Origin of the sequence: Mangrovibacter phragmitis (assembly GCF_001655675.1) — a bacterium.
Classification (GTDB): domain Bacteria; phylum Pseudomonadota; class Gammaproteobacteria; order Enterobacterales; family Enterobacteriaceae; genus Mangrovibacter; species Mangrovibacter phragmitis.
Window position 1 is genome coordinate 469650 of the sequence record NZ_LYRP01000022.1, and the last position, 25165, is coordinate 494814.

22 protein-coding genes are annotated in these 25165 nt (G+C 50.2%); 14 read left to right on the forward strand and 8 right to left on the reverse strand.

Annotated features, from left to right (window positions below; genetic code table 11):
* Positions 1-60 precede the first annotated feature (60 nt).
* Genes fhuC through fhuB form a run of 3 tightly spaced genes read left to right on the forward strand, consistent with a single transcriptional unit; the run spans position 61 to position 3733 of the window.
* Positions 61-861, forward strand: coding sequence for a Fe3+-hydroxamate ABC transporter ATP-binding protein FhuC (gene fhuC, locus A9B99_RS15260; protein ID WP_064598897.1), 801 nt, complete (start codon positions 61-63; stop codon positions 859-861).
* Entirely contained in the window at positions 861-1754 is an 894-nt protein-coding gene (gene fhuD, locus A9B99_RS15265; protein WP_064598899.1) for a Fe(3+)-hydroxamate ABC transporter substrate-binding protein FhuD, read from the forward strand. The genes fhuC and fhuD overlap by 1 nt, the downstream gene beginning before the upstream one ends.
* Positions 1751-3733 carry a Fe(3+)-hydroxamate ABC transporter permease FhuB gene (fhuB, locus tag A9B99_RS15270; protein ID WP_064598901.1) on the forward strand — a complete coding sequence of 661 codons (1983 nt, stop codon included), beginning with the start codon at positions 1751-1753 and terminating at the stop codon, positions 3731-3733. Before fhuD ends, fhuB begins: the two co-directional genes overlap by 4 nt.
* Before the next feature lie 72 nt (positions 3734-3805).
* Here the strand turns inward: fhuB and hemL are convergent, their stop codons facing one another.
* Positions 3806-5089, reverse strand: coding sequence for a glutamate-1-semialdehyde 2,1-aminomutase (gene hemL, locus A9B99_RS15275; protein ID WP_064598902.1), 1284 nt, complete (start codon positions 5087-5089; stop codon positions 3806-3808).
* A gap of 177 nt (positions 5090-5266) precedes the next feature.
* Here hemL and clcA point away from each other — a divergent pair, with 177 nt between their 5' ends.
* On the forward strand, positions 5267-6688 hold the full coding sequence (gene clcA / locus A9B99_RS15280) for a H(+)/Cl(-) exchange transporter ClcA (RefSeq protein ID WP_064598904.1): 1422 nt from the start codon (positions 5267-5269) through the stop codon (positions 6686-6688).
* Between the two features lie 135 nt (positions 6689-6823).
* Positions 6824-7168, forward strand: a complete 345-nt coding sequence (gene erpA, locus A9B99_RS15285) for an iron-sulfur cluster insertion protein ErpA (RefSeq protein ID WP_036106861.1) — start codon at positions 6824-6826, stop codon at positions 7166-7168.
* A gap of 84 nt (positions 7169-7252) precedes the next feature.
* Here erpA and A9B99_RS15290 read toward each other — a convergent pair whose 3' ends face one another.
* The 3 genes from A9B99_RS15290 to mtnN are packed head-to-tail and all read right to left on the reverse strand — an operon-like array spanning position 7253 to position 9446.
* Positions 7253-7876 carry a TRIC cation channel family protein gene (locus A9B99_RS15290; RefSeq protein WP_064598906.1) on the reverse strand — a complete coding sequence of 208 codons (624 nt, stop codon included), beginning with the start codon at positions 7874-7876 and terminating at the stop codon, positions 7253-7255.
* 60 nt (positions 7877-7936) lie between these two features.
* Positions 7937-8743 carry a vitamin B12 ABC transporter substrate-binding protein BtuF gene (btuF, locus tag A9B99_RS15295; RefSeq protein WP_269448075.1) on the reverse strand — a complete coding sequence of 269 codons (807 nt, stop codon included), beginning with the start codon at positions 8741-8743 and terminating at the stop codon, positions 7937-7939.
* Between the two features lie 4 nt (positions 8744-8747).
* Complete coding sequence (gene mtnN, locus A9B99_RS15300) at positions 8748-9446, reverse strand: 5'-methylthioadenosine/S-adenosylhomocysteine nucleosidase (RefSeq protein WP_064598910.1); 699 nt, start codon at positions 9444-9446, stop codon at positions 8748-8750.
* A gap of 96 nt (positions 9447-9542) precedes the next feature.
* On the opposite strand from mtnN, the gene dgt reads away from it, so the two are divergent.
* The 3 genes from dgt (at position 9543) to A9B99_RS15315 (ending at position 13953) form a co-directional block, all read left to right on the forward strand.
* Entirely contained in the window at positions 9543-11054 is a 1512-nt protein-coding gene (dgt, locus tag A9B99_RS15305) for a dGTPase (protein ID WP_064598912.1), read from the forward strand.
* A 141-nt stretch (positions 11055-11195) separates the two neighbouring features.
* A complete protein-coding gene (gene degP, locus A9B99_RS15310) occupies positions 11196-12629 on the forward strand; it encodes a serine endoprotease DegP (protein ID WP_064598914.1) in 1434 nt (477 codons plus the stop codon).
* Between the two features lie 163 nt (positions 12630-12792).
* Entirely contained in the window at positions 12793-13953 is a 1161-nt protein-coding gene (locus A9B99_RS15315) for a CdaR family transcriptional regulator (protein ID WP_064599023.1), read from the forward strand.
* Positions 13954-13984: 31 nt separating this feature from the next.
* Here A9B99_RS15315 and A9B99_RS15320 read toward each other — a convergent pair whose 3' ends face one another.
* The 4 genes from A9B99_RS15320 to map form a co-directional block, all read right to left on the reverse strand.
* Positions 13985-14371: a DUF3461 family protein gene (locus tag A9B99_RS15320; RefSeq protein WP_064598916.1), complete on the reverse strand. Its 387-nt coding sequence runs from the start codon at positions 14369-14371 to the stop codon at positions 13985-13987.
* A gap of 110 nt (positions 14372-14481) precedes the next feature.
* Positions 14482-15306 carry a 2,3,4,5-tetrahydropyridine-2,6-dicarboxylate N-succinyltransferase gene (gene dapD / locus A9B99_RS15325; RefSeq protein WP_064598918.1) on the reverse strand — a complete coding sequence of 275 codons (825 nt, stop codon included), beginning with the start codon at positions 15304-15306 and terminating at the stop codon, positions 14482-14484.
* A 49-nt stretch (positions 15307-15355) separates the two neighbouring features.
* Positions 15356-18031 carry a bifunctional uridylyltransferase/uridylyl-removing protein GlnD gene (glnD, locus tag A9B99_RS15330; RefSeq protein WP_064598920.1) on the reverse strand — a complete coding sequence of 892 codons (2676 nt, stop codon included), beginning with the start codon at positions 18029-18031 and terminating at the stop codon, positions 15356-15358.
* A 75-nt stretch (positions 18032-18106) separates the two neighbouring features.
* Positions 18107-18901, reverse strand: coding sequence for a type I methionyl aminopeptidase (map, locus tag A9B99_RS15335; protein ID WP_036106027.1), 795 nt, complete (start codon positions 18899-18901; stop codon positions 18107-18109).
* Positions 18902-19212: 311 nt separating this feature from the next.
* Between map and rpsB the strand changes: the two genes are divergently transcribed.
* The 6 genes from rpsB (at position 19213) to ispU (ending at position 25160) form a co-directional block, all read left to right on the forward strand.
* Positions 19213-19938 (forward strand): 30S ribosomal protein S2, encoded by a 726-nt coding sequence (gene rpsB, locus A9B99_RS15340; RefSeq protein WP_064598922.1) that lies wholly within the window; start codon positions 19213-19215, stop codon positions 19936-19938.
* Between the two features lie 254 nt (positions 19939-20192).
* A complete protein-coding gene (tsf, locus tag A9B99_RS15345; protein ID WP_064598924.1) occupies positions 20193-21044 on the forward strand; it encodes a translation elongation factor Ts in 852 nt (283 codons plus the stop codon).
* A gap of 259 nt (positions 21045-21303) precedes the next feature.
* Positions 21304-22029, forward strand: a complete 726-nt coding sequence (gene pyrH / locus A9B99_RS15350; protein ID WP_036106019.1) for a UMP kinase — start codon at positions 21304-21306, stop codon at positions 22027-22029.
* Positions 22030-22201: 172 nt separating this feature from the next.
* A complete protein-coding gene (gene frr, locus A9B99_RS15355; RefSeq protein WP_036106016.1) occupies positions 22202-22759 on the forward strand; it encodes a ribosome recycling factor in 558 nt (185 codons plus the stop codon).
* A gap of 253 nt (positions 22760-23012) precedes the next feature.
* A complete protein-coding gene (gene ispC / locus A9B99_RS15360) occupies positions 23013-24209 on the forward strand; it encodes a 1-deoxy-D-xylulose-5-phosphate reductoisomerase (RefSeq protein ID WP_064599025.1) in 1197 nt (398 codons plus the stop codon).
* A gap of 192 nt (positions 24210-24401) precedes the next feature.
* The gene (gene ispU / locus A9B99_RS15365; RefSeq protein ID WP_064598925.1) at positions 24402-25160 is read left to right on the forward strand and encodes a (2E,6E)-farnesyl-diphosphate-specific ditrans,polycis-undecaprenyl-diphosphate synthase; all 759 of its coding nucleotides are present in this window, start codon (positions 24402-24404) and stop codon (positions 25158-25160) included.
* The last annotated feature ends 5 nt before the right edge of the window (positions 25161-25165 follow it).

Consider the following 25165-nt stretch of genomic DNA (forward strand, 5'->3'; position numbering starts at 1 on the left):
ATTACCGGGTGTTGCTGCACCGTTTTTTAATTCATACACCGTCAGGGCGACGTTGGCACCATGCAGGATACACAGAACACAACAACTCCTATCACTTTCAGCCTTGATAATGTTACGTTTCGGGTGCCCGGGCGTACATTACTTCACCCGCTGAGTCTGGCTTTTCCGGAAGGTAAAGTTACTGGTCTGATAGGCCACAATGGCTCAGGAAAATCAACATTGTTGAAAATGTTAGGGCGCCACCAAACACCGAGTGAAGGGCAGATAACACTGGGTAATGCGCCACTGGAAACATGGAACAGTAAGGCATGTGCGCGGCGTGTTGCATATTTGCCACAACAGTTACCAGCAGCTGAAGGGATGACCGTTCGGGAACTGGTTGCGATAGGGCGTTATCCCTGGCATGGCGCGTTAGGGCGGTTTAGTGCCGAAGACCGGCAACATGTCGAAGACGCAATCGCCCTGGTTGGCTTGAAACCCTTTGCCCAACGCCTGGTAGATAGCTTGTCTGGTGGTGAACGCCAGCGGGCATGGATAGCGATGATGGTGGCGCAAAACAGTCAGTGTTTGTTGCTTGATGAACCCACCTCTGCGCTGGATATTGCTCATCAGGTTGAAGTGCTGGCACTGATTCACCGGCTCAGTGAACAACGTGGTTTAACTGTGATTGCGGTGCTGCATGATATCAATATGGCGGCCAGGTATTGCGACTATTTAGTCGCACTGCGCGGTGGGCAGATGATTGCTCAGGGAGAACCTGAACACATCATGCAACCTGAAACGCTGTCCATGATTTACGGTATTCCCATGGGAACCTTGTCTCACCCGGCGGGTGGTGCGCCAGTGAGTTTTGTTTGCTGATGAAATCGTTATTCTCTTCTTTATCCCGCCGTCAGTTACTCACGCTGATGGCCTCCTCACCGTTATGGCTGAAATCACAGAATGCGCTGGCGGCACGAATAAATCCTCACCGTGTTGCCGCACTGGAATGGTTACCGGTTGAGTTATTGATTGCACTGGGTGTTACCCCATATGGTGTGGCAGATATTCCCAATTATCGCCGCTGGGTTAGTGAACCAGCCCTGCCAGACTCGGTTATCGACTTAGGTTTGCGTACTGAACCTAATCTGGAGTTGCTGGCCAGCATGAAGCCCTCGTTGATTGTCTGGTCTGCGGGATATGGCCCGGCTGCAACGAAATTGTCCCGTATCGCCCCCGGGCAGGGGTTTACTTTTACTGATGGTAAACACCCGCTGGATGTAGCACGGCGATCTTTAGTCCAGATGGCAGAGTTGCTTGATATGCAGCAGGCTGCGCAAACCCACCTCGGGCAATACGATCAGTTTATTGATGGCCTGAGAACGACATTTGCGCACCGGGGGAAACGCCCGGTATTGCTGATGAGCTTACTTGAATCTCACCATGCTTTAGTGCTTGGTAATAACAGCTTATTCCAGCAAGTGCTGGATCCGCTGGGTATTGAGAATGCCTGGCAGGGGGAGGTGACTTTTTGGGGCAGTGCGATTGTTGGTGTTGAACGCCTGGCGGATATCCGCGATGCAGACGTATTGTGTTTCGGGCATGGCGACAACGCAACTGAACGGGCCATTACCCACACACCTTTATGGCAGTCAATGCCTTTTGTGCGCCAGAACCGCTTTCATCGGGTTCCTGCGGTCTGGTTTTATGGTGCCACACTCTCAGCCATGCATTTTGGCCGTGTTCTGAGCCAAACGCTGGGGGAGAAAAAGTGACGCGTACTGTGCATATTTCACCTGGCGTGTTTGCTGCCATTCTGTTGTGTGGTACTGGGCTGACTCTGTTTAATTTACAGGCTTTATTGCCTTTGACGGACTGGCCTGCCGCATTCTGGTCGCCCTCACCTGATGCAGTCAACCAGATGTTATTCCACTACAGTGCCTTACCTCGCCTGGTGATGTCGCTAATGGTCGGGGCAGGGCTGGGGCTGGTCGGGGTGTTATTCCAGCAGGTGTTACGCAACCCTCTGGCCGAACCTACCACATTAGGTGTGGCGACCGGGGCACAACTGGGCATTACTGTGTCTACCTTGTGGGTTTTGCCTGGTGGTGCGCTGGCTCAGCAATTTTCCGCACTGTTTGGTGCCTGCATAGTCGGAGCACTGGTCTTTGGTGTTGCCTGGGGCAAACGCCTGTCACCGGTTACGCTCATTCTTGCCGGGCTGGTGGTCAGCCTGTATTGCGGTGCGGTGAACCAGCTGTTGGTGATTTTTCACCATGACCAGTTACAGAGCATGTTTTTGTGGAGCACTGGCGCACTGAATCAGACGGACTGGCTGGGGGTTACCCGGTTATGGCCGGTGCTGGTTGTCGGTGTACTGATGACCGTGCTATTACTACGCCCATTAACGTTGTTGGGGCTGGATGATGGCGTTGCCCGTAATTTGGGGCTGATGTTGTCACTGGCACGTTTTGCCACACTTATCCTGGCAACAGGTATCAGTGCAATGCTGGTCAATGCCGTAGGGATTATTGGCTTTATTGGGCTATTTGCACCTCTCCTGGCAAAGCTGTTGGGTGCCCGCAGGCTGACCAGCCGTTTGTTGCTGGCTCCCGTCATTGGCGCGTTGATTTTATGGCTATCAGACCAGGTGATTGTGTTATTGACCCGGGAGTGGCGGGAAATATCCACGGGTACTATGACATCGTTGGTTGGTACGCCATTGTTATTATGGTTGCTGCCGCGCCTGCGGTCACTGAACGCGCCGTCTTTGGCTCAGGGCGACAGTGTGACACCAGAGCGCCAACATGTGGCGTGGTTCGCTCTGGTTGGCGCAGGCATCTTGCTATTACTGACTGGAGTGGCGTTATCACTGGGGCGCGGCAGCCATGGCTGGTTTTTTGCCACAGGGCATGAACTGGACACACTGTTGTTCTGGCGTTGGCCGCGCGTATTATCTGCTCTGAGTGCCGGGTGTATGCTGGCTGCCGCCGGGTGTATTATTCAGCGCCTCACGGGTAATGGCATGGCAAGCCCGGAAGTCCTGGGTATCAGCTCCGGAGCCGCATTCGGCGTGGTGTTAATGCTGTTTTTTGTTCCTGGTGATGCGTTTGCCTGGTTGCTGCCTGCCGGGTGCCTGGGGGCTGCGGCTACATTAGTAGTGATTTTGTTAGTTGCCGGCAAAGGCGGATTTTCTCCGCAACGAATGTTGCTGGCCGGGATGGCGCTCAGTACCGCTTTTACGATGTTACTGATGATGCTTCAGGCCAGTGGTGATCCGCGTATGGCGCAAGTTCTGACCTGGCTTTCTGGTTCAACTTATAATGTTTCTGGGGAGCAGGCTGTCCGGGCAACGGTAATCATGGTTGTGCTTCTGGCCGTGACACCACTGTGCGGACGCTGGTTGACTGTACTCCCACTGGGAAGTGAAATGTCACGCTCGGTAGGACTGGCACTGACACCTGTGCGCATTGGCTTATTGCTGTTAGCTGCCGCGCTGACTGCAGCCGCAACGCTGACCATAGGGCCATTAAGTTTTGTCGGTTTGATGGCTCCACATATCACCCGCATGATGGGATTTCGCAGGACATTACCACAACTAGTCATTGCTGCGTTGTTAGGTGGGGTGTTGATGATGTCTGCCGACTGGTTGGGCCGCATGTTACTGTTTCCATACCAGGTACCTGCCGGGTTACTCGCCACTTTTATTGGCGCGCCCTATTTTGTTTACCTGTTGCGTAAGCAAACTCACTGACCTGTGAGGCAGCCCGGTCAGTAAACCAGGCTGCCTTAACACGCTTACTTTATTGTTTACCTGATTTTATTGTCAGGCGAGTTGCGCAAATACATTACGGGCAACATCAATAGTGGCGTTAATGTCTTCCGGCGTGTGCGCCACAGACATAAAACCGGCTTCAAACGCGGAAGGCGCCAGGTAAATCCCGCCTTCAAGCATCAGGTGGAAGAAGCGTTTAAACCGCTCAACATCACAGGCCATCACGTCCTGGTAGCAGGTGACAGCGGGCGCATCAGTGAAGAACAGGCCAAACATGCCTCCCACATGGTTTACCACGAAAGGAATACCGGCCTGGTCTGCGGCCTCTTTGAGGCCCTCAGCCAGTTGTGTGGTTAAGGTGTCCAGTGTTTCATGCACACCAGGTTGTGCTACCTCGGTCAGGCAGGCATAACCCGCAGCCATCGCAATCGGGTTACCGGAAAGGGTACCGGCCTGGTACACCGGGCCGGTTGGTGCCAGTGCATCCATGATTTCTCGCCGTCCGCCAAACGCACCTACCGGCATACCGCCACCAATGATTTTACCCAGGCAGGTTAAGTCTGGTTCAACATTGTAGTAAGACTGAGCGCCCGCCAGTGCGACACGGAAACCTGTCATCACCTCATCAATTATCAGCAATGCACCAAACTCATCGCACAGTGCACGCAGGCCAGGTAAAAATTCAGGCTGAGGGGGAACGCAGTTCATATTGCCAGCGACAGGCTCAACAATAATGCAGGCTATCTCTTGCGGGTATTGTTCAAAGGTCGCACGCACTGAATCCAGTGAGTTGTAAGTACAGGTCAGCGTATGGCGGGCAAAATCAGCTGGCACACCTGGGGAATTAGGCTGCCCAAGGGTAAGCGCGCCCGAACCGGCTTTCACCAGCAGGCAGTCTGCGTGCCCATGATAGCAACCTTCAAACTTGATTAGCTTGTCGCGTCCGGTGTACCCTCGGGCAAGGCGGATTGCACTCATTGTTGCTTCTGTTCCTGAGTTAACCATACGAACCATATCCATGGTTGGCACTAACTCAGTCACCAGTTGCGCCATCTTAACTTCCATTTCAGTTGGTGCACCAAAGCTCAATCCACGTTGAGCGGCTTCGATCACCGCATTACGGATAGCCGGGTGATTATGGCCAAGTACCATTGGCCCCCAGGAACCCACGTAGTCAATATAGGCTTTACCATCGGCGTCGTAGAGTCTGGCCCCGTCGGCACGTTCGATAAACAGCGGTACGCCGCCGACGCCTGTAAACGCGCGGACGGGGGAGTTGACGCCACCAGGGATTAATTCTCTGGCGGTGGCATACAAGTTTTCTGACTTACTCATCAATGGACTCCTGAGGGGTATATGTAAGCGTGCGGGTCATTCTAAGTGATTCGGTAAACGTTATGAAAGTTTTGCCCGATTGAAACAACACATTATGTATTGATTTGGGACAGGACTAACCCTGGCGGGGCAGGTAGAATGCTGCCTCATTTGTATTACTAATTGCACTGACAACTCATGAAACCTGAAACACCTTCTTTTGAAGCACAGCAGATTATTCGGTTACGGCGTGGCGACATGGTTCGCCGGCTGGTAAGGCGAGACAAAACGCCACTGGCAGTTCTTATTATGGCCGCTGTTGTAGGGACTCTGGCAGGTCTTGCCGGGGTTGGTTTTGAGAAAGCTGTTAATTGGGTATTACATTACCGAATGAGCATGCTACTCAACTTTGCTGATTCTCCTTTTCTGGTATGGCCGCTGGCATTTATAGCCTCTGCACTACTGGCAATGGTGGGGTATTGGCTGGTTCGCCGTTTTGCCCAGGAAGCGGGTGGTTCAGGCATTCCAGAAATAGAAGGTGCATTGGAGGAGTTACGCCCGGTTCGCTGGTGGCGAGTTATTCCAGTGAAGTTTTTTGGTGGGATGGGCACCCTTGGGGCTGGTATGGTGCTTGGGCGTGAAGGCCCAACCGTGCAACTGGGAGGAAATATCGGGCGTATGGTGCTCGATATATTTCGTATTCGTGGCGCTGAATCCCGCCATACATTGTTGGCGACAGGGGCTGCAGCCGGGTTAGCCGCGGCGTTTAATGCACCACTGGCAGGCATATTATTCATTATTGAAGAGATGCGCCCACAATTTCGCTACAGCCTGATTTCGATTAAGGCCGTGTTTATTGGTGTGATCATGTCCACGATTGTTTTCCGTTACTTCAATGGCGAAGTATCGGTGATAGAAGTGGGTAAACTCAGCGTGGCGCCGGTCAATACGTTATGGCTGTATCTGATCCTCGGGATGATTTTCGGGATTGTCGGTCCGATTTTTAATTCACTTATTTTTCGTACCCAGGATATGTTTCAACGCCTACACGGCGGTGAGATAACAAAATGGGTATTGATCGGCGGAGTCCTGGGTGGTGTGTGTGGGGTTTTGGGTTTTATTGAACCGGAAGCGGCTGGCGGTGGCTTTAATCTAATCCCTATTGCAGCAGCAGGGAACTATGCGGTAGGGACACTGCTGTTTATCTTTATTGCACGCATTATTACTACTTTGTTGTGTTTTAGTTCTGGTGCTCCGGGCGGGATTTTTGCACCAATGCTTGCGCTGGGGACACTTTTTGGCACCGCCTACGGTATGGCCTGTACCGCCTGGTTTCCCGGGTATCACCTGGAAGCGGGGACATTTGCTATTGCAGGAATGGGGGCGCTGTTTGCTGCATCAGTGCGTGCTCCACTGACCGGTATCGTGCTGGTACTGGAGATGACCGATAATTATCAGCTCATTTTGCCAATGATTATCACCTGTCTCGGCGCTACGCTGTTAGCACAATTCTTAGGCGGAAAACCGCTGTATTCTTCTATTCTGGCGCGCACATTGGCCAAACAGGATGCGCAGCAGAAAACCGCCCAACCCGAGGCGGCTTCACTGGAGAATACTTGAACGATTCACCAGGGTATTAGATAATCACCAATAAGTACTGGCGCAAGACAGGTGTATCCACCGGGTATTGTGTTGTCTGGCAGGCCTGTTTGTGGTCATGTCTTGCGTGAGTTGTTTCTTCGTTGGGAGCAGAAAATGAGTGATGATGTCGCGTTGCCGTTGCAGTTTACTGATGCAGCAGCTAATAAAGTAAAAAGTCTGATCGCGGATGAAGAGAACCCGAATCTGAAGTTGCGTGTGTATATTACTGGCGGTGGTTGTAGTGGATTTCAGTATGGTTTTACCTTTGATGATCAGATTAACGAAGGTGATATGACCATCGAAAAACAGGGTGTGGCACTGGTTGTTGACCCAATGAGCCTGCAGTATCTGGTTGGTGGCGCGGTAGACTATACCGAAGGACTTGAAGGTTCGCGTTTTGTGGTAAATAACCCCAATGCGAAAAGCACCTGTGGCTGTGGTTCTTCTTTCAGTATCTGACCAGCCTTAGTGATGTTTTGCCACCTGACGCCGTGCACATGCACGGCGTCGTCGTTTTGGCCGGATGGCGCTATGACTTGTGTGTCAGTGCGTTCTGTCATCCAGAGCAAAGGTGGGGAGCTTCAGGTGCCAGCGAATTGCGGCCAGGCGAATAGCCAGCGTGATTACCATGCCAGCCATACTGGCGATTTCAAGTGGTACGCCAAAAGTGTAGTACGCTGTTGCATGGACAATTCCGCCGGCAATACAGGCTGTTGCATAGATTTCCGTTCTGAGGATCATGGGGACCTCCCGGGCCAGAACATCACGAATAATCCCACCACCGACACCCGTTACCACACCCATACAGATGGCAACCAGTGGGCCGGTATCTGCAGCAAAGGCCTTATTTACTCCTATGCCGACAAAAACAGCCAGTCCAACGGCGTCAAGTACTGGCAGGATCCACTTTGGTAGGCGCCGGGGCTGGCGAACTAACAAGATAGTCAACATGCAGGTCACCATCGCAACGACCAGGTCAGTTGGGTCTTTTACCCAAAAAACCGGTCCGTTATTCAGGGCCATATCCCGTATTGTGCCACCGCCAATAGCAGTTACTACCCCAAGCACCAGCACTCCAAAAGGGTCCATACGCAGCTTGCCCGCTAACAAAACACCTGAAATAGCAAAAACAGCGGTACCGATGATATCCAGCCAGTACACCAACATGGTCTTCCTCTTGAATGCTTTTCCAAAACATTTCCCAACGGATTGATGCCGCCAGGTGAGTTAATGCGCCAGCTTGTTTACATTGGGCAAACCAGCCAGCGCTGCACATATCTGTTGTGCGGCGAGGATAATACGTGGGCCTGCACGTTCAAACCAGTCGTTATTTACCGCAATAACCGACGCTGAAAGTTGATTGTGCCAAAATTGTTCAATTTTTGGGATTTGTGTCTCATCACCGGTAACCAGAATCACCTGGGGTTTCCTGGCCAGAACCTGCTCGCGGCTAACCTGCGGCCAGGGAACTGCACTGTTGGCAAAAACGTTATCACCTCCACATACCTGCAGGACCTGGTTCTGAATGGAGTGTTGGCCGGTTGTGAACAGTGGCTGACCACCAAATTGTAAAAACACCCGCTTGCGTGGGGTGGCAGCATAGCGTTTTTCAAGCGCCGCAAATTGTGACATCAACGTATCCGCGGCCTTTAATGCCTGTTCCGGGTGGGGACTCCACGCAGCCAGGTGGCGAATGGCATCCGCAACCTGAGAGACATTTTGCGGGTCAAGCCACAATACATGAATCCCCAACGCAGATAGCTGGCCGACCTGCCTTTGAGCATTAGCCCCCTGCCAGGCGATCACCAGGTCGGGCTTTAATGCGACGATGCGTTCGAGATTAATGCCCTGCCAGTTTGCCACCTGCTCAATAGACTTTGCCGCTGGTGGGTAATCAGACCAGGCGCTGACAGCAACAGGGGTGATCCCGGCAGCAAAAGCCAGCTCCGTATTACCAGGCGAGAGTGTAATGACACGCGGCGCGGCCATAAGCCACGCCGGGAAGAGCAATAAAGCGAATACACGTAAAAACAGGAGATTAACTCTGAGCAAGTTTTTGTACCAGGCGCTCAACCAGCAAAGTAGATTGCTTCGCCGCAACAGTCAGAAACTCGTCAAAACTCAGATGTGATTGTTGGTCTGCCACATCGGAAATGGCGCGTACCACAACAAAAGGCACGGAAAATTTATGGCAGACATGACCAATTGCTGTTGCTTCCATTTCTACTGCTATTGCTTTCGGGAAATTGTGGCGAATTTTAGCCAGACCCACGGAGCCATTAATAAATGCATCACCGCTAACAACCAGTCCGCGTACGGCGTGAAACGACAACTCAGTAATGCATTGTTCCGCAGCTTCCACCAGTTTTTCATCGGCTTTAAAGCCGGCAGGACACCCTGGAAGTTGTCCATATTCATAGCCAAATGCGGTCACATCAGCATCGTGATAGCGAACTTCATCAGAAACCACGATATCACCTACTTTTAGTGTTGGCGCCAGGCCACCAGCTGAGCCGGTGTTAATAATGACATCGGGTTTGCAGTGCTCAAGTAACAATGTCGCGCCAACGGCTGCAGACACTTTACCTATCCCGGATTTTAACAGTGCGACCTCTGTACCGTTTAACGTACCAGTATAGATTTCGCAACCAGCCAGTTTTATTGTCTGGCGGTTTTCGATTTTGTCACGCAAGAGCGTAACTTCTTCTTCCATTGCACCAATGATGCCTGCTTTCATAGCCATACCTGTTTAAATGATGTATTCAGAGACATAGTCTATCATGGCAGACAAACAGGATTTAATCGGATTATTTTTCCCTTTCAAGGCGGTGATATGGGTGAGTTCAACTTCCAAAAGAAAATAAACTGGCATCGTCAATTCCGTTCGCCAGAAGGGACAAAAAACGAGCACGAAATCCAGCGGATTTTTGAAAGTGATCGTGGGCGAATTATTAATTCTGCGGCCATTCGCCGGTTGCAACAAAAAACGCAAGTATTCCCTCTGGAGCGCAATGCTGCAGTACGTACACGTCTGACCCATTCAATGGAAGTACAGCAGGTGGGGCGCTATATTGCTAAAGAAGTTATCAGTCGCCTGAAAGAAGCCCGGTTGCTGGAGCAATATGGGTTGAGTGAGCTGACCGGCCCATTCGAGAGTATTGTTGAAATGGCCTGCCTGATGCACGACGTTGGTAATCCGCCATTCGGGCATTTTGGTGAAGCAGCCATCAACGACTGGTTCCGGCAACGCCTGCTTCCCGGTGTTGATAACGATGCGCAGGGAAAAGAATCTCGCGCAGCAGAGGTTTTGTGTTTACGTGAAGGGGAGACCGCCCTGAATACCCTGCGCCAGCATGTAATAACAGATTTGTGCCACTTTGAAGGAAATGCTCAGGGTATTCGTTTGGTTAATACCTTGATGCGTATGAACCTCACCTGGGCACAAATGGGGTGTATTTTAAAATACACCCGGCCAGCCTGGGAAAGCGGCCCGGCGCCAGAGGGCTTCCACTATTTAATGAAAAAACCGGGTTTTTATCTTTCAGAAGCGAATTATATTGTACGGTTACGTAAAGAACTTTCACTTGAGGAAAATTGTCGTTTCCCACTTACCTGGATAATGGAGGCTGCAGATGATATTTCCTATTGCGTTGCCGATTTAGAGGATGCTGTAGAAAAGCGGATTTTTAGCCTTGAACAACTTTATCAGCACCTTTCTACCGCCTGGGGGGAGCATCACTCAGGAGACTTATTTTCTCTGGTTGTGGAAGATGCCTGGGAAAAGTCGCGAGCAGGAAAAGTACGCAGTGGTGCGGAAGATGTGTTCTTTATGTATTTACGTGTTAATACTCTCAGTAAACTGGTGCCGCATGCCGCCCGGCGGTTTATTGATAATCTGCCAGAAATATACCCAGGGCATTTTAATCATGCCCTGTTGGAAGATGATAGTTCGTACAGCCGTTTACTTGGCATGTTCAAACGTGTTGCCATGCGTCACGTTTTCTCGCACCCGGACGTTGAGCAACTTGAACTACAAGGTTACCGTGTAATCAGTGGGTTACTGGATATTTACCGGCCATTACTCCTGTTGCCACTTGCGGATTTCCAGTTATTAGTTTCAGAGGGAAATGTACGCCGGCTGCCAATTGAAAGCCGGCTGTTTCATAAACTATCCAGCAAACATTGTATGGCGTATCAGGAAGCCATTGAGAAACTGGATAACACACAATCTGAATATCCTGTCTGGGAGTTCTATTATCGTTGTCGGCTTATTCAGGACTATATCAGTGGTATGACAGATTTGTATGCGTGGGATGAATATCGACGCCTGATGGCTGTGGAATAATACCAGCGAGATTTGTAAAGATGCACAATACTTTTTTACTTTTATGAAAACGCTGTCGTGGAACTTAACGCTATAAATATGACTCTGATAACCACGAACACAGCAACGTTGTATTACCTGCTTAATTTGAGAATGAGCCATATGAAAAAAACGACACTAGCATTGAGCGCCCTGGCACTGAGCCTGGGCCTGGCATTAAATCCGGTAACAGCGCTGGCGGCGGAAACCTCTTCCGCTACAACTTCGCAAGAAATGCCCAGCCTGGCACCTATGCTGGAAAAAATTATGCCTTCTGTCGTCAGTATTAATGTCGAAGGTAGCACGACAGTGAATACGCCACGCATGTCGCGTAATTTCCAGCAGTTCTTTGGCGATAACTCGCCCTTCTGCCAGGATGGTTCGCCATTCCAGAACTCACCCTTCTGCCAGGGGGGAGGGAATGGTGGCGGTGCTGATGGCAGCCAGCAGCAGAAATTTATGGCACTGGGCTCCGGTGTCATTATTGATGCAGCTAAAGGCTATGTAGTAACCAATAACCACGTTGTTGAAAACGCTACATCAATTAAAGTGCAACTGAGCGATGGGCGCCGGTTTGACGCAAAAGTTGTTGGAAAAGACCCGCGCTCTGATATTGCGCTGATCCAACTTAAAGATCCGAAAAACCTGACTGCGATAAAAATTGCTGATTCCGATAATTTACGGGTTGGTGATTATACCGTAGCGATTGGTAACCCTTATGGTCTGGGCGAGACTGTTACTTCGGGGATTGTTTCCGCTCTGGGGCGTAGTGGTCTGAATGTTGAGAATTATGAGAACTTCATTCAAACCGACGCCGCTATTAACCGGGGTAACTCTGGCGGTGCGCTGGTTAACCTCAAAGGTGAGCTAATTGGGATTAACACAGCAATCCTGGCTCCGGATGGCGGCAACATCGGTATTGGTTTTGCTATCCCGAGTAATATGGTGAAAAACCTGACAGAGCAAATGATTCAGTACGGGCAGGTGCGCCGTGGTGAATTGGGCATTATGGGCACAGAACTGAACTCTGAACTGGCTAAGGCAATGAAAGTTGACGCTCAGCGTGGTGCTTTTGTAAGCCAGGTGTTGCCAAACTCTTCTGCAGCCAAAGCAGGTATTAAAGCCGGGGACGTGATTGTCTCTATGAACGATAAACCGATTAACAGCTTTGCTGCGTTACGTGCTGAAATTGGTTCTATGCCAGTGGGCAGTAAAATGAAACTGGGCTTGTTGCGTGAAGGCAAGCGTATTGACGTGAATGTTGAATTGCAGCAGAGCAGCCAAACCCAGGTGGATTCATCCAGTATCTTCAGCGGTATCGAAGGTGCAGAGATGAGCAATCGTGCCGGTAAAGATAAAGGCGTGGTAGTGAACAGTGTGAAAGCCGGTTCACAGGCGGCGCGTATCGGGCTGAAGAAAGGCGATATTATCGTGGGGGCAAATCAGCAACCAGTGAATAACATTGCTGAACTGCGCAAAATCCTGGATAGCAAACCGAGTGTACTGGCGTTAAATATTCAACGTGGTGACAGCTCCATTTATCTGCTCCTTCAGTAATGCATTACTAATTAATTTCTTCGAGTTAAAGGCCGCGTATGCGGCCTTTTTTGTGAGCTTTTACACAACTCTGCATTATTACCTGGTGAATTGGTCATTTGCCCAATGTAAGGCATCTGCCTCTTCATTATGCTGTGCTGATGACGTACAGGAGGCGGCAAATATGGCAGGCTGGCACTTTGATACGAGAATGGCGCAAGAGATAGTAGCTCGTACCATGAAGATAATTGATACCAATATCAACGTGATGGATGCGCGCGGGCGGATAATTGGTAGTGGCGACCAGGAGCGTATTGGGGAATTGCACGAAGGGGCATTACTGGTACTGTCCCAGGGGCGCGTTGTTGACATTGATAATGCTGTTGCCCGCCATTTGCATGGTGTCCGGGAAGGGATCAATTTGCCCTTACGCCTTGAAGGCGAGATAGTGGGGGTGATTGGGCTGACAGGTGAACCAGAGAACTTACGTAAATATGGTGAGCTGGTATGCATGACGGCGGAGATGATGCTGGAGCAGTCTCGCCTGATGCACTTACTGGCACAAGACAGCCGTTTGCGTGAAGAACTGGTGATGAACCTGGTTCAGGCAGAAACCATTACACCTGCATTAAGTGAGTGGGCACAACGGCTGGGAATTGACCTGACGATGCCCAGAGTGGTGGCTGTGGTTGAAGTCGATAGCGGGCAGTTAGGAGTGGATTCTGCCATGGATGAACTTCAGCAACTGCAAACAGCATTAACCACACCTGAGCGAAATAACCTGGTGGCGATTGTCTCTCTGAGTGAAATGGTGGTATTGAAACCTGCACTGAATCAGTATGGGCGATGGGATGCCGATGATCACCGACGCCGGGTAGATGTTCTGTTGTCGCGAATGAAAGAAAACGGCCAACTACGTTTTCGCGTCGCTCTGGGAAACTATTTTACTGGCGAAGGGAGCATTGCCCGTTCTTACCGAACGGCGCGCACCACTATGATGGTGGGTAAACAACGTATGCCAGACAGCCGTAGTTATTTTTACCAGGATCTGATGCTGCCTGTCTTACTTGACAGCCTGCGTGGCGGCTGGCAGGCGAATGAACTTGCCCGTCCTTTGGAGAGGCTCAGGGCAATGGATAATAACGGCTTGTTGCGTCGCACATTAACCGCCTGGTTTCGCCATAATGTACAGCCACTGGCAACATCCAAATCTCTGTTTATTCACCGTAATACTTTAGAGTACCGACTGAACAGAATTGCGGAACTGACCGGGCTTGATTTAAGTAGTTTTGACGACCGGCTGCTGTTGTATATTGCGTTACAGCTGGATGAACAGCATGGCTAAAGAAAAGGCTGGCTTAGCGCCAGCCTGAAGGTCATTTACGGGTGAGTTTTTCCAGATCGGCTTCGATTTCGCTGATCTTGTTGGCAACAACACTTTCAAGATGGCGCAGATCGTCAAGAATTTTTCTTTTCAGATCGACTTCACTACGGTCGCGCTGGCAAATTTGATCCAACTCATCAATAACGTAACGGAGATTTGGGCTGATTTCCTGAATCTCTTTATAACCCTGACCTACACTGTCTGACACAACTGTTTTACGCTGGCGTGGGTATTTGAATTTAACGCTTTTAGCGAAAAACTCGCCCTTATCCTTATGAAAATAGATCTTCAGGATATCATTATTCGCTTCCTGTCGGAGGCTGTAACGATCAATTTCATCAGGATTGGTAATACCCAGGCTTTTCAGATTATCGTACATAGCGGTACCCTCAGCGAATAAATAACTATTAGATAATTAACGAAAAAAAGTGTTTCCGCCAGTGCCAGATACAAAAAAGGCAGGTTCTCCCTGCCTTTTTATCACCGCCATTAGTCAATGGTACGCAGCAACTCGTTGATACCCACTTTGCCACGGGTCTTCGCGTCGACTTTCTTCACGATAACCGCACAGTACAGGCTGTACTTACCATCTTTAGACGGCAGGTTGCCAGATACCACGACAGAGCCAGCAGGTACGCGGCCATAGTGAATTTCGCCAGTTTCACGGTCATAAATACGTGTGCTTTGGCCAATATAGACGCCCATAGAGATAACTGAGCCTTCTTCAACAATAACCCCTTCAACAACTTCAGAACGGGCACCAATAAAGCAGTTATCTTCAATGATGGTCGGGTTTGCCTGCAGCGGTTCCAGAACCCCACCAATACCCACACCACCAGACAGATGCACGTTTTTACCAATTTGCGCACAAGAACCTACAGTGGCCCAGGTATCGACCATCGTACCTTCATCGACGTAAGCGCCAATATTGACATAAGAAGGCATCAGTACAGTGTTGCGGGCGATAAATGCACCCTGGCGAACGGCTGCCGGCGGCACAACACGGAAACCTTCTTTCTGGAAGCGTGCTTCGTCGTAATCGGCGAATTTCATCGGCACTTTGTCATAGAAGCGGCTTTCAGCGCCGTCAATGACCTGATTGTCGTTAATACGGAAAGAAAGCAGCACAGCTTTCTTGAGCCATTGATGGGTTACCCATTGGCCGTCAATCTTTTCCGCAACGCGCAGCGCGCCGCTGTCGAGCAGTGAAATCACCTGGTTAATTGCTTCACGGGTGACTGTATCTACATTGACCGGCGTAATATCTGCCCGGCGCTCAAACGCGGACTCAATAATGTTCTGTAGCTGCTGCATTGTTAATCATTTCCTGATGTTTTATGTGAATGACATGAAAAAAACTTCACTACACTTTATCGTTTGGATTGAGGCCTTCTGTCAACCGTTGTTGTACTTCTTGTTGCAGAGTGGCATCCAGAGCTCGCCGCTCGCTGGTGGCGACAATAAATAAATCTTCAACACGTTCGCCAATGGTAGTGATACGTGCGCCGTGTAATGAAATACCGAGGTCAGCGAAGACCTGGCCGACAATTGCCAGCAGGCCGGGCTGGTCTAACGCGATCAGTTCAATAAATGTGCGCCGGTCGGTATGCGTTGGCAAAAAGTTGACTTCAGTGTCTACCGTAAAGTGGCGCAGACGGGCGGGCTGGCGCCGTGGTTGTGGTGGCTGCCAGGTACGCTGGTTAACGGTTTGCTCCAGTCCCTGACGAATCGCGTCGTGCCTGTCAGGTGATAGCGGGCTGCCATCGGGCTCCAGCACAATAAAGCTGTCCATTGCCATACCGTCGCGAGTAGTGAAGATCTGTGCGTCGTGAACACTAAGGTTACGCCGGTCGAGTTCAGCACACACTGCGGCAAACAGATAAGGTCGGTCCGGGCTCCAGATAAATATTTCGGTACCGCCGCGGGTCGCCTGTGGGCTGAGCAAAATCATGGGTTGCTTTAAATCGTGTTGTAACAAGTGACGAGCGTGCCATGCCAGTTGATTCGGGGAGTGACGAACAAAATAGCTGGCCCGGCAACGTGCCCAAATTTTATGTAATGCTTCTTCATCGATATTTTCCATACGCAGTAACGCCAGAGCCTGGGCCTGGTGATTACGCACACGCTCCCGCATATCCGGGGTATTTTGCATTCCCCTGCGTAGTTGTTTTTCGGTGGCAAAGTAGAGTTCACGAATCAGGCTCTGTTTCCAACTGTTCCATAACGTCTCATTCGTGGCACAAATATCGGCAACGGTCAGGCAAACCAGGTAACGTAAGCGGTTTTCTGTCTGGACTTCTTCAGCAAACTGCACAATGACTTCAGGATCCTGAATATCGCGGCGTTGCGCGGTAACAGACATCAACAGGTGCTGGCGAACCAACCAGGCGATTAACTGGCTTTCCCGGGAGTTAAGACCATGGAGTTCAGCAAATTTTATGACATCCTGTGCGCCCAGTACGGAATGATCACCCCCCCGGCCTTTGGCGATATCGTGAAACAGTGCGGCAATCAGAATCAATTCAGGGTGAGAAAGTCGCGGCCATAATTCAACGCACAGTGGGTGGCGCTGGCGGGTTTCTTCGTGTGAAAAACTTTCCAGTTTTTGCAACACACGCAAAGTGTGTTCATCTACGGTGTAGGCATGGAATAAGTCAAACTGCATTTGCCCAACGATATGCGACCACTGGGGCATATACGCGGACAATACGCTGTAGCGATGCATTGGCACCAGCCCACGGCTGACAGCTCCCGGGTGGCGCAGCATAACCAGAAACAGTTCACGCGCTTCGGCTTTGTAGCACAACGGCTCATTCAGATGGCGTCTGGCGTGACGCAAATGACGTAAGGTTGTTGAATAGATGCCGCTAATTTCGCGATTACGCACCATGGTGTAAAACATACGCAAAATAGCGCAGGGATCCTGAAGAAAAAGCGTGTCATCGCGCAAATCAATCAGTGTGCCACGCAGTTGAAAATCATCATCCAGTGGGCGTGGTTTTTCGTTTGCATCCAGTGCAAGAATTGCTTCATCAAACAGTTGTAACAGCATTTGATTGAGTTCGCTGACATGACGTGTCGCACGGTAGAAATCTTTCATCATGTGTTCAACGGGCTCATTACCTTCACCCTGATATTTGAGGCGTTGGGCAACGCTGAGTTGGCGGTCAAACAGCAGGCGGTTATCGTAGCGGTTCAGTTCCAGATGCAGCGCAAAACGTATTCGCCACAAAATATGCTGGCATTCATTCAGTTCATCGCGCTCGGCCTCGGTCAGAAAACCAAAACCGAGCATTTCATTCATGGATGTGGCGCCAAAGTGGCGACGGGCTACCCATTGCAGTGTTTGGATATCTCGCAGGCCGCCCGGGCTGCTTTTAATATCGGGTTCTAGGTTATAGCTGGTACCGTGGTAGCGTTGATGGCGTTCATTTTGCTCATCAATTTTAGCTGCGAAAAACTTCTCAGAGGGCCAGAACCCGTCACTGAAGACTTGTTTTTGTAGTTCGAGAAACAGGGCGACATCGCCTGTCAGCAGCCGTGATTCAATCAGGTTCGTGGCAATAGTCAGATCGGACAGCCCTTCGAGCAGACACTCTTCAAGGCTGCGCACACTGTGGCCTACCTCCAGCTTGATATCCCAGAGTAGTGTCAGCAGTTCACCAATTTTTTGTGACTGGTCTTCGGGCAGGCGTTCACGGCTTAATACCAACAGGTCAATATCCGACAGCGGATGCAGCTCGCCACGCCCGTAACCACCCACAGCAACCAGAGCAGTCCCGGCAATGGTGTCGAACCCAAAATGAGACCACAGGCGCTCCAGAAGCTGATCAATGAATTCCGTTCGGGCCGCAACCAGTTTCTCGACAGACACACCTTCATCAAAGGCGCTGCCCAGCCATTGTTGAAAAGTTTCCAGGGCGCTTTTTATGGGCTGACATTCTAACTGGCAACCAGGCCAGGAAGACGGGTAATCAGGTTGACCTGGGAGTAGAGGGAGGTTTGGCTCGATATACTGCTCGGGAAAACTATTGGTCATATGTGGTGCCCATAAAAAAGGCCGGCAAGTGCCGGCCTGAGAGTAATGATAAACCGGACAATGCCGGTTTTTCACTTATTCATCGTGCGAAATAATGTTGGGGATGGTGTCATCTTTACGCAACGTAAGAATTTCGCAGCCGTTATCTGTCACCACAATAGTATGCTCGTATTGGGCAGACAAGCTTCTGTCTTTGGTTTTTACCGTCCAGCCATCTTTCATCGTTCGGATACGGTAATCACCTGCATTCACCATAGGTTCAATGGTAAAAGTCATGCCGGTTTTCAGCACCACACCGCCATCATCTGCGTCATAGTGCAGCACCTGAGGCTCTTCATGGAAAACACGGCCGATACCGTGACCACAGTATTCACGTACAACAGAGTAGCCTTCGGCTTCAACAAACTTCTGAATTGCAGCACCGATGGTACGCAGACGAATACCCGGTTTCACCATACGCAGACCCAGGTACAGGCTTTCCTGGGTAATACGGCACAGACGCTCGCCCAGAATAGTGGGTTTACCGACGATAAACATTTTAGATGTATCGCCGTGGAATTCATCTTTAATCACGGTCACATCGATATTAACAATATCGCCATCTTTCAAAACCTTGTCTTCACTTGGAATGCCATGGCATACCACTTCATTGACAGAGATGCAGACAGATTTGGGGTAGCCGTGGTAGCCCAGGCAGGCAGAGACTGCTTTTTGATGATTTACGATGTAATCATCACAAATACGATCCAGCTCGCCTGTGGTTACTCCAGGTTTTACATGGGATTCGATCATTTCAAGCACATCGGCAGCCAGGCGGCCAGCAACGCGCATTTTTTCGATATCTTCAGGGGTCTTAATTGAAATAGCCATTAATCAGGTCCGCAGATGCCGGGATTTCGGCAATAATTAAACAAAGTAACGCTAATGTTATCAGGGCAGGCGAGAGAGTGCCAAATCGGGAATAATGAAGTAAAGAACCCGCTAACAACTATTGGAGTCCTTGCGTCATTTGTGGTATAAAGCGCGCCGGACTTCCGTGTCAAAAAACGGACTATGGAAGATTTCAATCTCACTTTGTGTATAACACACACGTATCGGCACATATTCCGGGGTGCTCTTCGGGGTCGGTAATATGGGATACGTGGAGGCATAACCCCAACTTTATATAGAGGTTTTAAAACATGGCAACTGTTTCCATGCGCGACATGCTCAAGGCTGGTGTTCACTTCGGTCACCAGACCCGTTACTGGAACCCGAAAATGAAACCGTTCATCTTCGGTGCGCGTAACAAAGTTCACATCATCAACCTTGAGAAAACTGTACCGATGTTCAACGACGCTCTGGCCGAGCTGAACAAAATTTCTTCCCGTAAAGGTAAGATTCTGTTCGTTGGTACAAAACGCGCTGCAAGCGAAGCGGTAAAAGACGCTGCTCTGAGCTGCGATCAGTTCTTCGTGAACCATCGTTGGTTGGGCGGTATGCTGACTAACTGGAAAACTGTTCGTCAGTCCATCAAACGTCTGAAAGACCTGGAAACTCAGTCTCAGGACGGTACCTTCGACAAGCTGACCAAAAAAGAAGCGCTGATGCGTACTCGTGAACTGGACAAGCTGGAAAACAGCCTGGGCGGTATCAAAGATATGGGCGGCCTGCCGGACGCACTGTTTGTTATCGACGCTGATCACGAACACATCGCTATCAAAGAAGCAAACAACCTGGGCATCCCGGTATTTGCTATTGTTGATACCAACTCTGATCCGGATGGTGTTGATTTCGTTATCCCGGGTAACGACGATGCAATCCGTGCTGTCAGCCTGTACCTGGGCGCAGTTGCAGAAACCGTACGTGAAGGCCGTTCTCAGGATCTGGCTACTCAGGCGGAAGAAAGCTTCGTAGAAGCTGAATAATAAGGTTCGCTCTTTAAGAGCCCTTATTAACCAGGTATGAATAGTTTGGTTAGGGGGCCTGTCTCAGGCTCCCTTTTTTGTTTGAGTCCGGCCTGTCCGGCTTTATAAAGCCAGACAAGCTGAACGCTATACCCTTTTGCATTGGTGTCACAGTGGTGTGGTAAAACACATCGGAAAGCACTTGTTACAGGTGCCGGGTGTGGCTTCAACATGCAGGGTATATCTCCCCGCACGAGATAACCGAGGATTAGAAAATGGCAGAAATTACCGCTTCTCTGGTAAAAGAGCTGCGCGAACGTACTGGCGCAGGCATGATGGAATGTAAAAAAGCGCTGGTCGAAGCGAATGGCGACATCGAACTGGCAATCGATAACATGCGTAAGTCTGGTCAGGCAAAAGCGGCTAAAAAAGCAGGCCGTGTTGCTGCTGAAGGCGTTATCCTGACTGCTATCGATGGCAAATTTGGTCTCGTTCTGGAACTGAACTGTGAAACTGACTTCGTTGCTAAAGATGCTGGTTTTAAAGCATTTGGCGAAGAAGTTCTGGCTGCAGCTGTGGCTGGCCGTGTTTCCGATGTAGAAGTTCTGAAAGCGCAGTTTGAAGAACAACGTACTGCACTGGTTGCCAAAATTGGTGAAAACATCAACATCCGTCGTGTTTCTGTTATCGAAGGCGATGTTCTGGGTTCTTACCTGCACGGTGCGCGTATCGGTGTTATGGTTGCTGCGACTGGCGCGGATGACGAACTGGTTAAACACATTGCCATGCACGTTGCTGCCAGCAAACCAGAATACGTTAAACCGGAAGATGTACCGGCTGACGTAGTAAGCCACGAACACCAAATCCAGCTGGATATTGCCATGCAGTCTGGTAAACCGCGTGAAATCGCAGAAAAAATGGTTGAAGGCCGTATGCGTAAATTCACCGGTGAGATCTCTCTGACTGGTCAGAACTTCGTAATGGATCCGAGCAAAACTGTTGGTCAGCTGCTGAAAGAACACAATGCTGATGTAACAGGTTTCATCCGCTTTGAAGTGGGTGAAGGCATTGAAAAAGCGGAAGTTGACTTCGCTGCTGAAGTTGCAGCAATGTCCAAAAACTCGTAATGCCGGGAGGAGCCGTCTTAGGGCGGCTCCTTTTTTGTATCTGTCATTTTCAGAACTAAGCCATCCTCAAAAAATGTGATAATGCCTGCAACCGGCAGAGAAAAGCATGACAACAGGATGGCAATTGTCCGGCGAAATACCAGAGCATTATTGCGGGGTCTGAAAAAATCGGCCTGCTCTGATGTCAGCCGTCCTGAAATATGACAAATATTGTCACCAGATTATCCATTCCATTTGTTTACTGTCCCAGGAAAGAAACATGGCTACCAACGCAAAACCTGTCTACAAGCGTATTCTGCTCAAATTGAGTGGGGAAGCACTGCAAGGAGCGGAAGGCTTCGGTATTGACGCGAGCATACTGGATCGTATGGCTCAGGAGATCAAAGAACTGGTTGAACTGGGGATCCAGGTCGGGGTAGTCATCGGCGGCGGTAACTTATTCCGCGGTGCCGGCCTTGCTCAGGCTGGAATGAACCGTGTGGTCGGTGACCATATGGGGATGCTGGCGACAGTAATGAATGGCCTGGCTATGCGTGACGCTTTGCATCGTGCCTATGTTAATGCGCGCTTAATGTCAGCTATTCCGCTCAATGGCGTGTGCGATAACTATAGCTGGGCAGAAGCAATCAGCTTGTTGCGTAATAATCGCGTCGTCATTTTTTCTGCTGGTACTGGTAATCCTTTCTTTACTACTGACTCAGCAGCATGTCTGCGTGGTATTGAAATTGAAGCCGATGTAGTACTGAAAGCAACCAAAGTTGATGGCGTGTTCTCCGCTGACCCGGTAAAAGACCCTTCTGCGACGCTTTATGAACAACTGTCTTATCATGATGTTCTCGACAGAGAGCTGAAAGTGATGGACCTGGCCGCATTTACACTTGCGCGCGATCACAAATTACCCATCCGTGTTTTCAACATGAACAAGCCAGGCGCACTGCGTCGGGTGGTTATGGGTGAAAAAGAAGGAACTTTGATTACAGACTAATGTTCCTTAGGCCGGAATCAGGGTACCATTCAGTCCAGAAAAGTTAGTTTGACGACAGGCAGCCATACGGGTGCCATGAATTTTACGAGACTATACTTAGGTCAACCACAGTTGCTGTGGGAGGAAACAGAAGTGTGGTCTGCCTGACAACCAGTTTTCAAGGATTCGTAACGTGATTAACGACATCAGAAAAGATGCTGAAGTGCGTATGGAAAAATGCGTTGAAGCATTTAAAAATCAAATCAGCAAAGTCCGTACAGGCCGTGCCTCCCCCAGTCTGCTGGACGGTATCATGGTGGAATACTATGGTACGCCAACCCCGTTGCGCCAGTTGGCAAACGTGGTCGCAGAAGATTCCCGTACCCTGGCACTGACCGTATTTGACCGCACCATGGGGCCGGCAGTAGAAAAAGCAATTATGGCTTCCGACCTGGGACTGAACCCGAACTCCGCCGGGAGTGTTATTCGTGTGCCGCTGCCACCACTGACTGAAGAACGCCGTAAAGACTTGATCAAGGTCGTGCGTGGTGAAGCCGAACAGGCGCGTGTTGCTGTGCGTAACGTTCGTCGTGACGCTAACGATAAAGTTAAAGCTTTGCTGAAAGAAAAAGAAATCAGTGAAGATGACGACCGTCGTTCTCAGGACGATGTTCAGAAACTGACTGATGCAGCAATCAAGAAAGTTGACGCCGCACTGGCTGATAAAGAAGCGGAACTGATGCAGTTCTGATTGAATGACTTAGCGCTGCAAGAAAAAGCCGTGTCTGACTCACGGCTTTTTTGTCAGTAGTGCTTAGTTTCTGGGCACTGACTGCCTTTGCCACCAGGCAACCTGGCTTATCAGCCAGCATCGTTTTAGGGCAATTCAGTGATTTTCTCTGTTCAGCCTGTGTGCTGAAAGAGAGGGGACTGCAGGTGTGCTGCAGTCAGGAGCGAATCAGGTAACGATGTGCCTGGTTACTCGGTTCTACAACAGGCAACGCATGAAGCAATTGACTATTCTCGGGTCCACCGGGTCAGTGGGTAGTAGCACCCTCGATGTCATCCGCCATAATCCTCAGCAATTTTCGGTTACCGCGCTTGTCGCTGGCAAAAATGTCACGCGCATGGTTGAGCAATGTCTGGAATTTAACCCGCGTTTCGCTGTTATGAATGATGAGGAGAGTGCCCGTGCATTGCGCCAGCAATTGCGGGATGCAGGCAGCAAAACAGAGGTTCTGTTCGGCCCGCAGGCGGCATGCGAAATGGCGGCACTGGATGGCGTTGACCAGGTTATGGCGGCTATTGTCGGTGCAGCAGGTTTGCTGCCAACTCTTGCCGCGATAAAAGCGAGCAAGCAAATTTTGCTCGCCAACAAGGAGTCACTGGTCACCTGTGGTCGCCTTTTCATGAATGCGGTGAAGCAATATGGCGCGCAATTGCTACCTGTGGATAGCGAACATAATGCCATTTTTCAGAGTTTACCGGAACCAATCCAGCAAAATCTGGGATACGCTGAACTTGAAGAGTATGGAGTGTCATCCATTCTTCTCACCGGGTCTGGTGGGCCTTTTCGTGAAACTGTGCTCAGTGACCTTGAAATGATGACGCCTGAAGAGGCTTGTCGTCATCCTAACTGGTCAATGGGGCGTAAGATTTCAGTCGATTCGGCCACAATGATGAATAAGGGACTCGAGTATATTGAAGCCCGCTGGCTTTTTAATGCCTCAGCACAGCAGATGGAAGTTCTGATTCACCCCCAGTCGGTGATTCATTCAATGGTGCGTTATCGTGATGGTAGCGTACTGGCGCAACTGGGTGAACCTGATATGCGCACACCCATTGCCCATACAATGGGCTGGCCTGGCCGTGTTAATGCTGGCGTGAAACCACTCGATTTTTGCCGTTTGAATCAACTGACTTTCAGCCAGCCAGATTACTCACGCTATCCTTGTCTGCGCCTGGCAATTGATGCCTCGCAACAAGGCCAGGCTGCGACAACTGCACTGAATGCTGCGAATGAAGTTGCAGTAGCTGCATTTCTGGCGAATCGTATTCGTTTTACGGATATTGCCCAGGTTAACAGTGCGGTGCTCGATAAGCTGAATGTCAGGGAGCCGCTATCGGTTGATGAAGTGCTGGATGTCGATGCAGGTGCTCGTGAACTGGCAAGTAAACAGGTTAACCATATTGGGGGGTAGCGTGGGGAATATTCACGCGCTGAATTCAGTGCCATTTGTGAGCATCAGGCTGAGGTGATATAGTCTGCGCCACCCGATAAATGTCTGAGTTTGTTTTTTTATCGGGTAAGCCGTGATTGAGCACGGCTTTTTTACGTAAAGGCATCAGTATTCCTGAGAACCGCTTAATCCGATTAGGGAATAAAACGCGTTATGTTGTCTGCTAACCAACCATTAAGCGAAAGTTTGCCTGAACATGGTGCCCGTCATGTTGCCATCATTATGGATGGTAACGGGCGCTGGGCGAAACGTCAGGGGAAAATGAGGGCCTTTGGCCATAAGGCCGGAGCCAAATCGGTTCGTCGGGCTGTGACATTTGCCGCGAATATCGGTCTGGATGCGCTGACACTTTATGCGTTCAGTAGCGAAAACTGGAACCGTCCGGCGCAAGAAGTTAGTGCTTTAATGGAACTGTTCATCTGGGCACTGGATAGCGAGGTGAAAAACCTGCACCGCAACAATGTCCGTTTGCGGGTTATTGGTGATACCAGCCGCTTTAATGCGCGGTTACAGGAACGGATCAGAAAAGCGGAGGCGTTAACTGCTCAAAATACTGGGCTGACGCTGAATATCGCAGCCAACTATGGTGGGCGCTGGGATATTATTCAGGGAGTGAAAGCGCTTGCTGCGCGCGTTCAGTCGGGCGAAGTTCTCCCTGAGCAAATTGATGAAGACATGCTGGGGCAACAGGTTTGTATGAATGAGTTGTCACCCGTGGATTTAGTGATTAGGACAGGTGGAGAACACCGGATCAGTAATTTTTTGCTGTGGCAGATAGCCTATGCTGAACTTTACTTTACCGAAGTGCTTTGGCCTGATTTCGATGAACAAGATTTTGAAGGTGCACTCAATGCCTTTGCGAGCAGGGAACGTCGTTATGGCGGTACAGCACCGGATGGCGAAAAAGCCTGATGGGG

Excerpts from the sequence above, each read along its gene's own strand:
- fhuC (WP_064598897.1), top strand. The coding sequence starts at position 61 with ATGCAGGATACACAGAACACAACAACTCCTATCACTTTCAGCCTTGAT.
- fhuD (WP_064598899.1), top strand. The coding sequence starts at position 861 with ATGAAATCGTTATTCTCTTCTTTATCCCGCCGTCAGTTACTCACGCTG.
- hemL (WP_064598902.1), bottom strand. The coding sequence starts at position 5,089 with ATGAGTAAGTCAGAAAACTTGTATGCCACCGCCAGAGAATTAATCCCT.
- clcA (WP_064598904.1), top strand. The coding sequence starts at position 5,267 with ATGAAACCTGAAACACCTTCTTTTGAAGCACAGCAGATTATTCGGTTA.
- erpA (WP_036106861.1), top strand. The coding sequence starts at position 6,824 with ATGAGTGATGATGTCGCGTTGCCGTTGCAGTTTACTGATGCAGCAGCT.
- A9B99_RS15290 (WP_064598906.1), bottom strand. The coding sequence starts at position 7,876 with ATGTTGGTGTACTGGCTGGATATCATCGGTACCGCTGTTTTTGCTATT.
- mtnN (WP_064598910.1), bottom strand. The coding sequence starts at position 9,446 with ATGAAAGCAGGCATCATTGGTGCAATGGAAGAAGAAGTTACGCTCTTG.
- dgt (WP_064598912.1), top strand. The coding sequence starts at position 9,543 with ATGGGTGAGTTCAACTTCCAAAAGAAAATAAACTGGCATCGTCAATTC.
- degP (WP_064598914.1), top strand. The coding sequence starts at position 11,196 with ATGAAAAAAACGACACTAGCATTGAGCGCCCTGGCACTGAGCCTGGGC.
- A9B99_RS15315 (WP_064599023.1), top strand. The coding sequence starts at position 12,793 with ATGGCAGGCTGGCACTTTGATACGAGAATGGCGCAAGAGATAGTAGCT.
- A9B99_RS15320 (WP_064598916.1), bottom strand. The coding sequence starts at position 14,371 with ATGTACGATAATCTGAAAAGCCTGGGTATTACCAATCCTGATGAAATT.
- dapD (WP_064598918.1), bottom strand. The coding sequence starts at position 15,306 with ATGCAGCAGCTACAGAACATTATTGAGTCCGCGTTTGAGCGCCGGGCA.
- glnD (WP_064598920.1), bottom strand. The coding sequence starts at position 18,031 with ATGACCAATAGTTTTCCCGAGCAGTATATCGAGCCAAACCTCCCTCTA.
- map (WP_036106027.1), bottom strand. The coding sequence starts at position 18,901 with ATGGCTATTTCAATTAAGACCCCTGAAGATATCGAAAAAATGCGCGTT.
- rpsB (WP_064598922.1), top strand. The coding sequence starts at position 19,213 with ATGGCAACTGTTTCCATGCGCGACATGCTCAAGGCTGGTGTTCACTTC.
- tsf (WP_064598924.1), top strand. The coding sequence starts at position 20,193 with ATGGCAGAAATTACCGCTTCTCTGGTAAAAGAGCTGCGCGAACGTACT.
- pyrH (WP_036106019.1), top strand. The coding sequence starts at position 21,304 with ATGGCTACCAACGCAAAACCTGTCTACAAGCGTATTCTGCTCAAATTG.
- ispC (WP_064599025.1), top strand. The coding sequence starts at position 23,013 with ATGAAGCAATTGACTATTCTCGGGTCCACCGGGTCAGTGGGTAGTAGC.
- ispU (WP_064598925.1), top strand. The coding sequence starts at position 24,402 with ATGTTGTCTGCTAACCAACCATTAAGCGAAAGTTTGCCTGAACATGGT.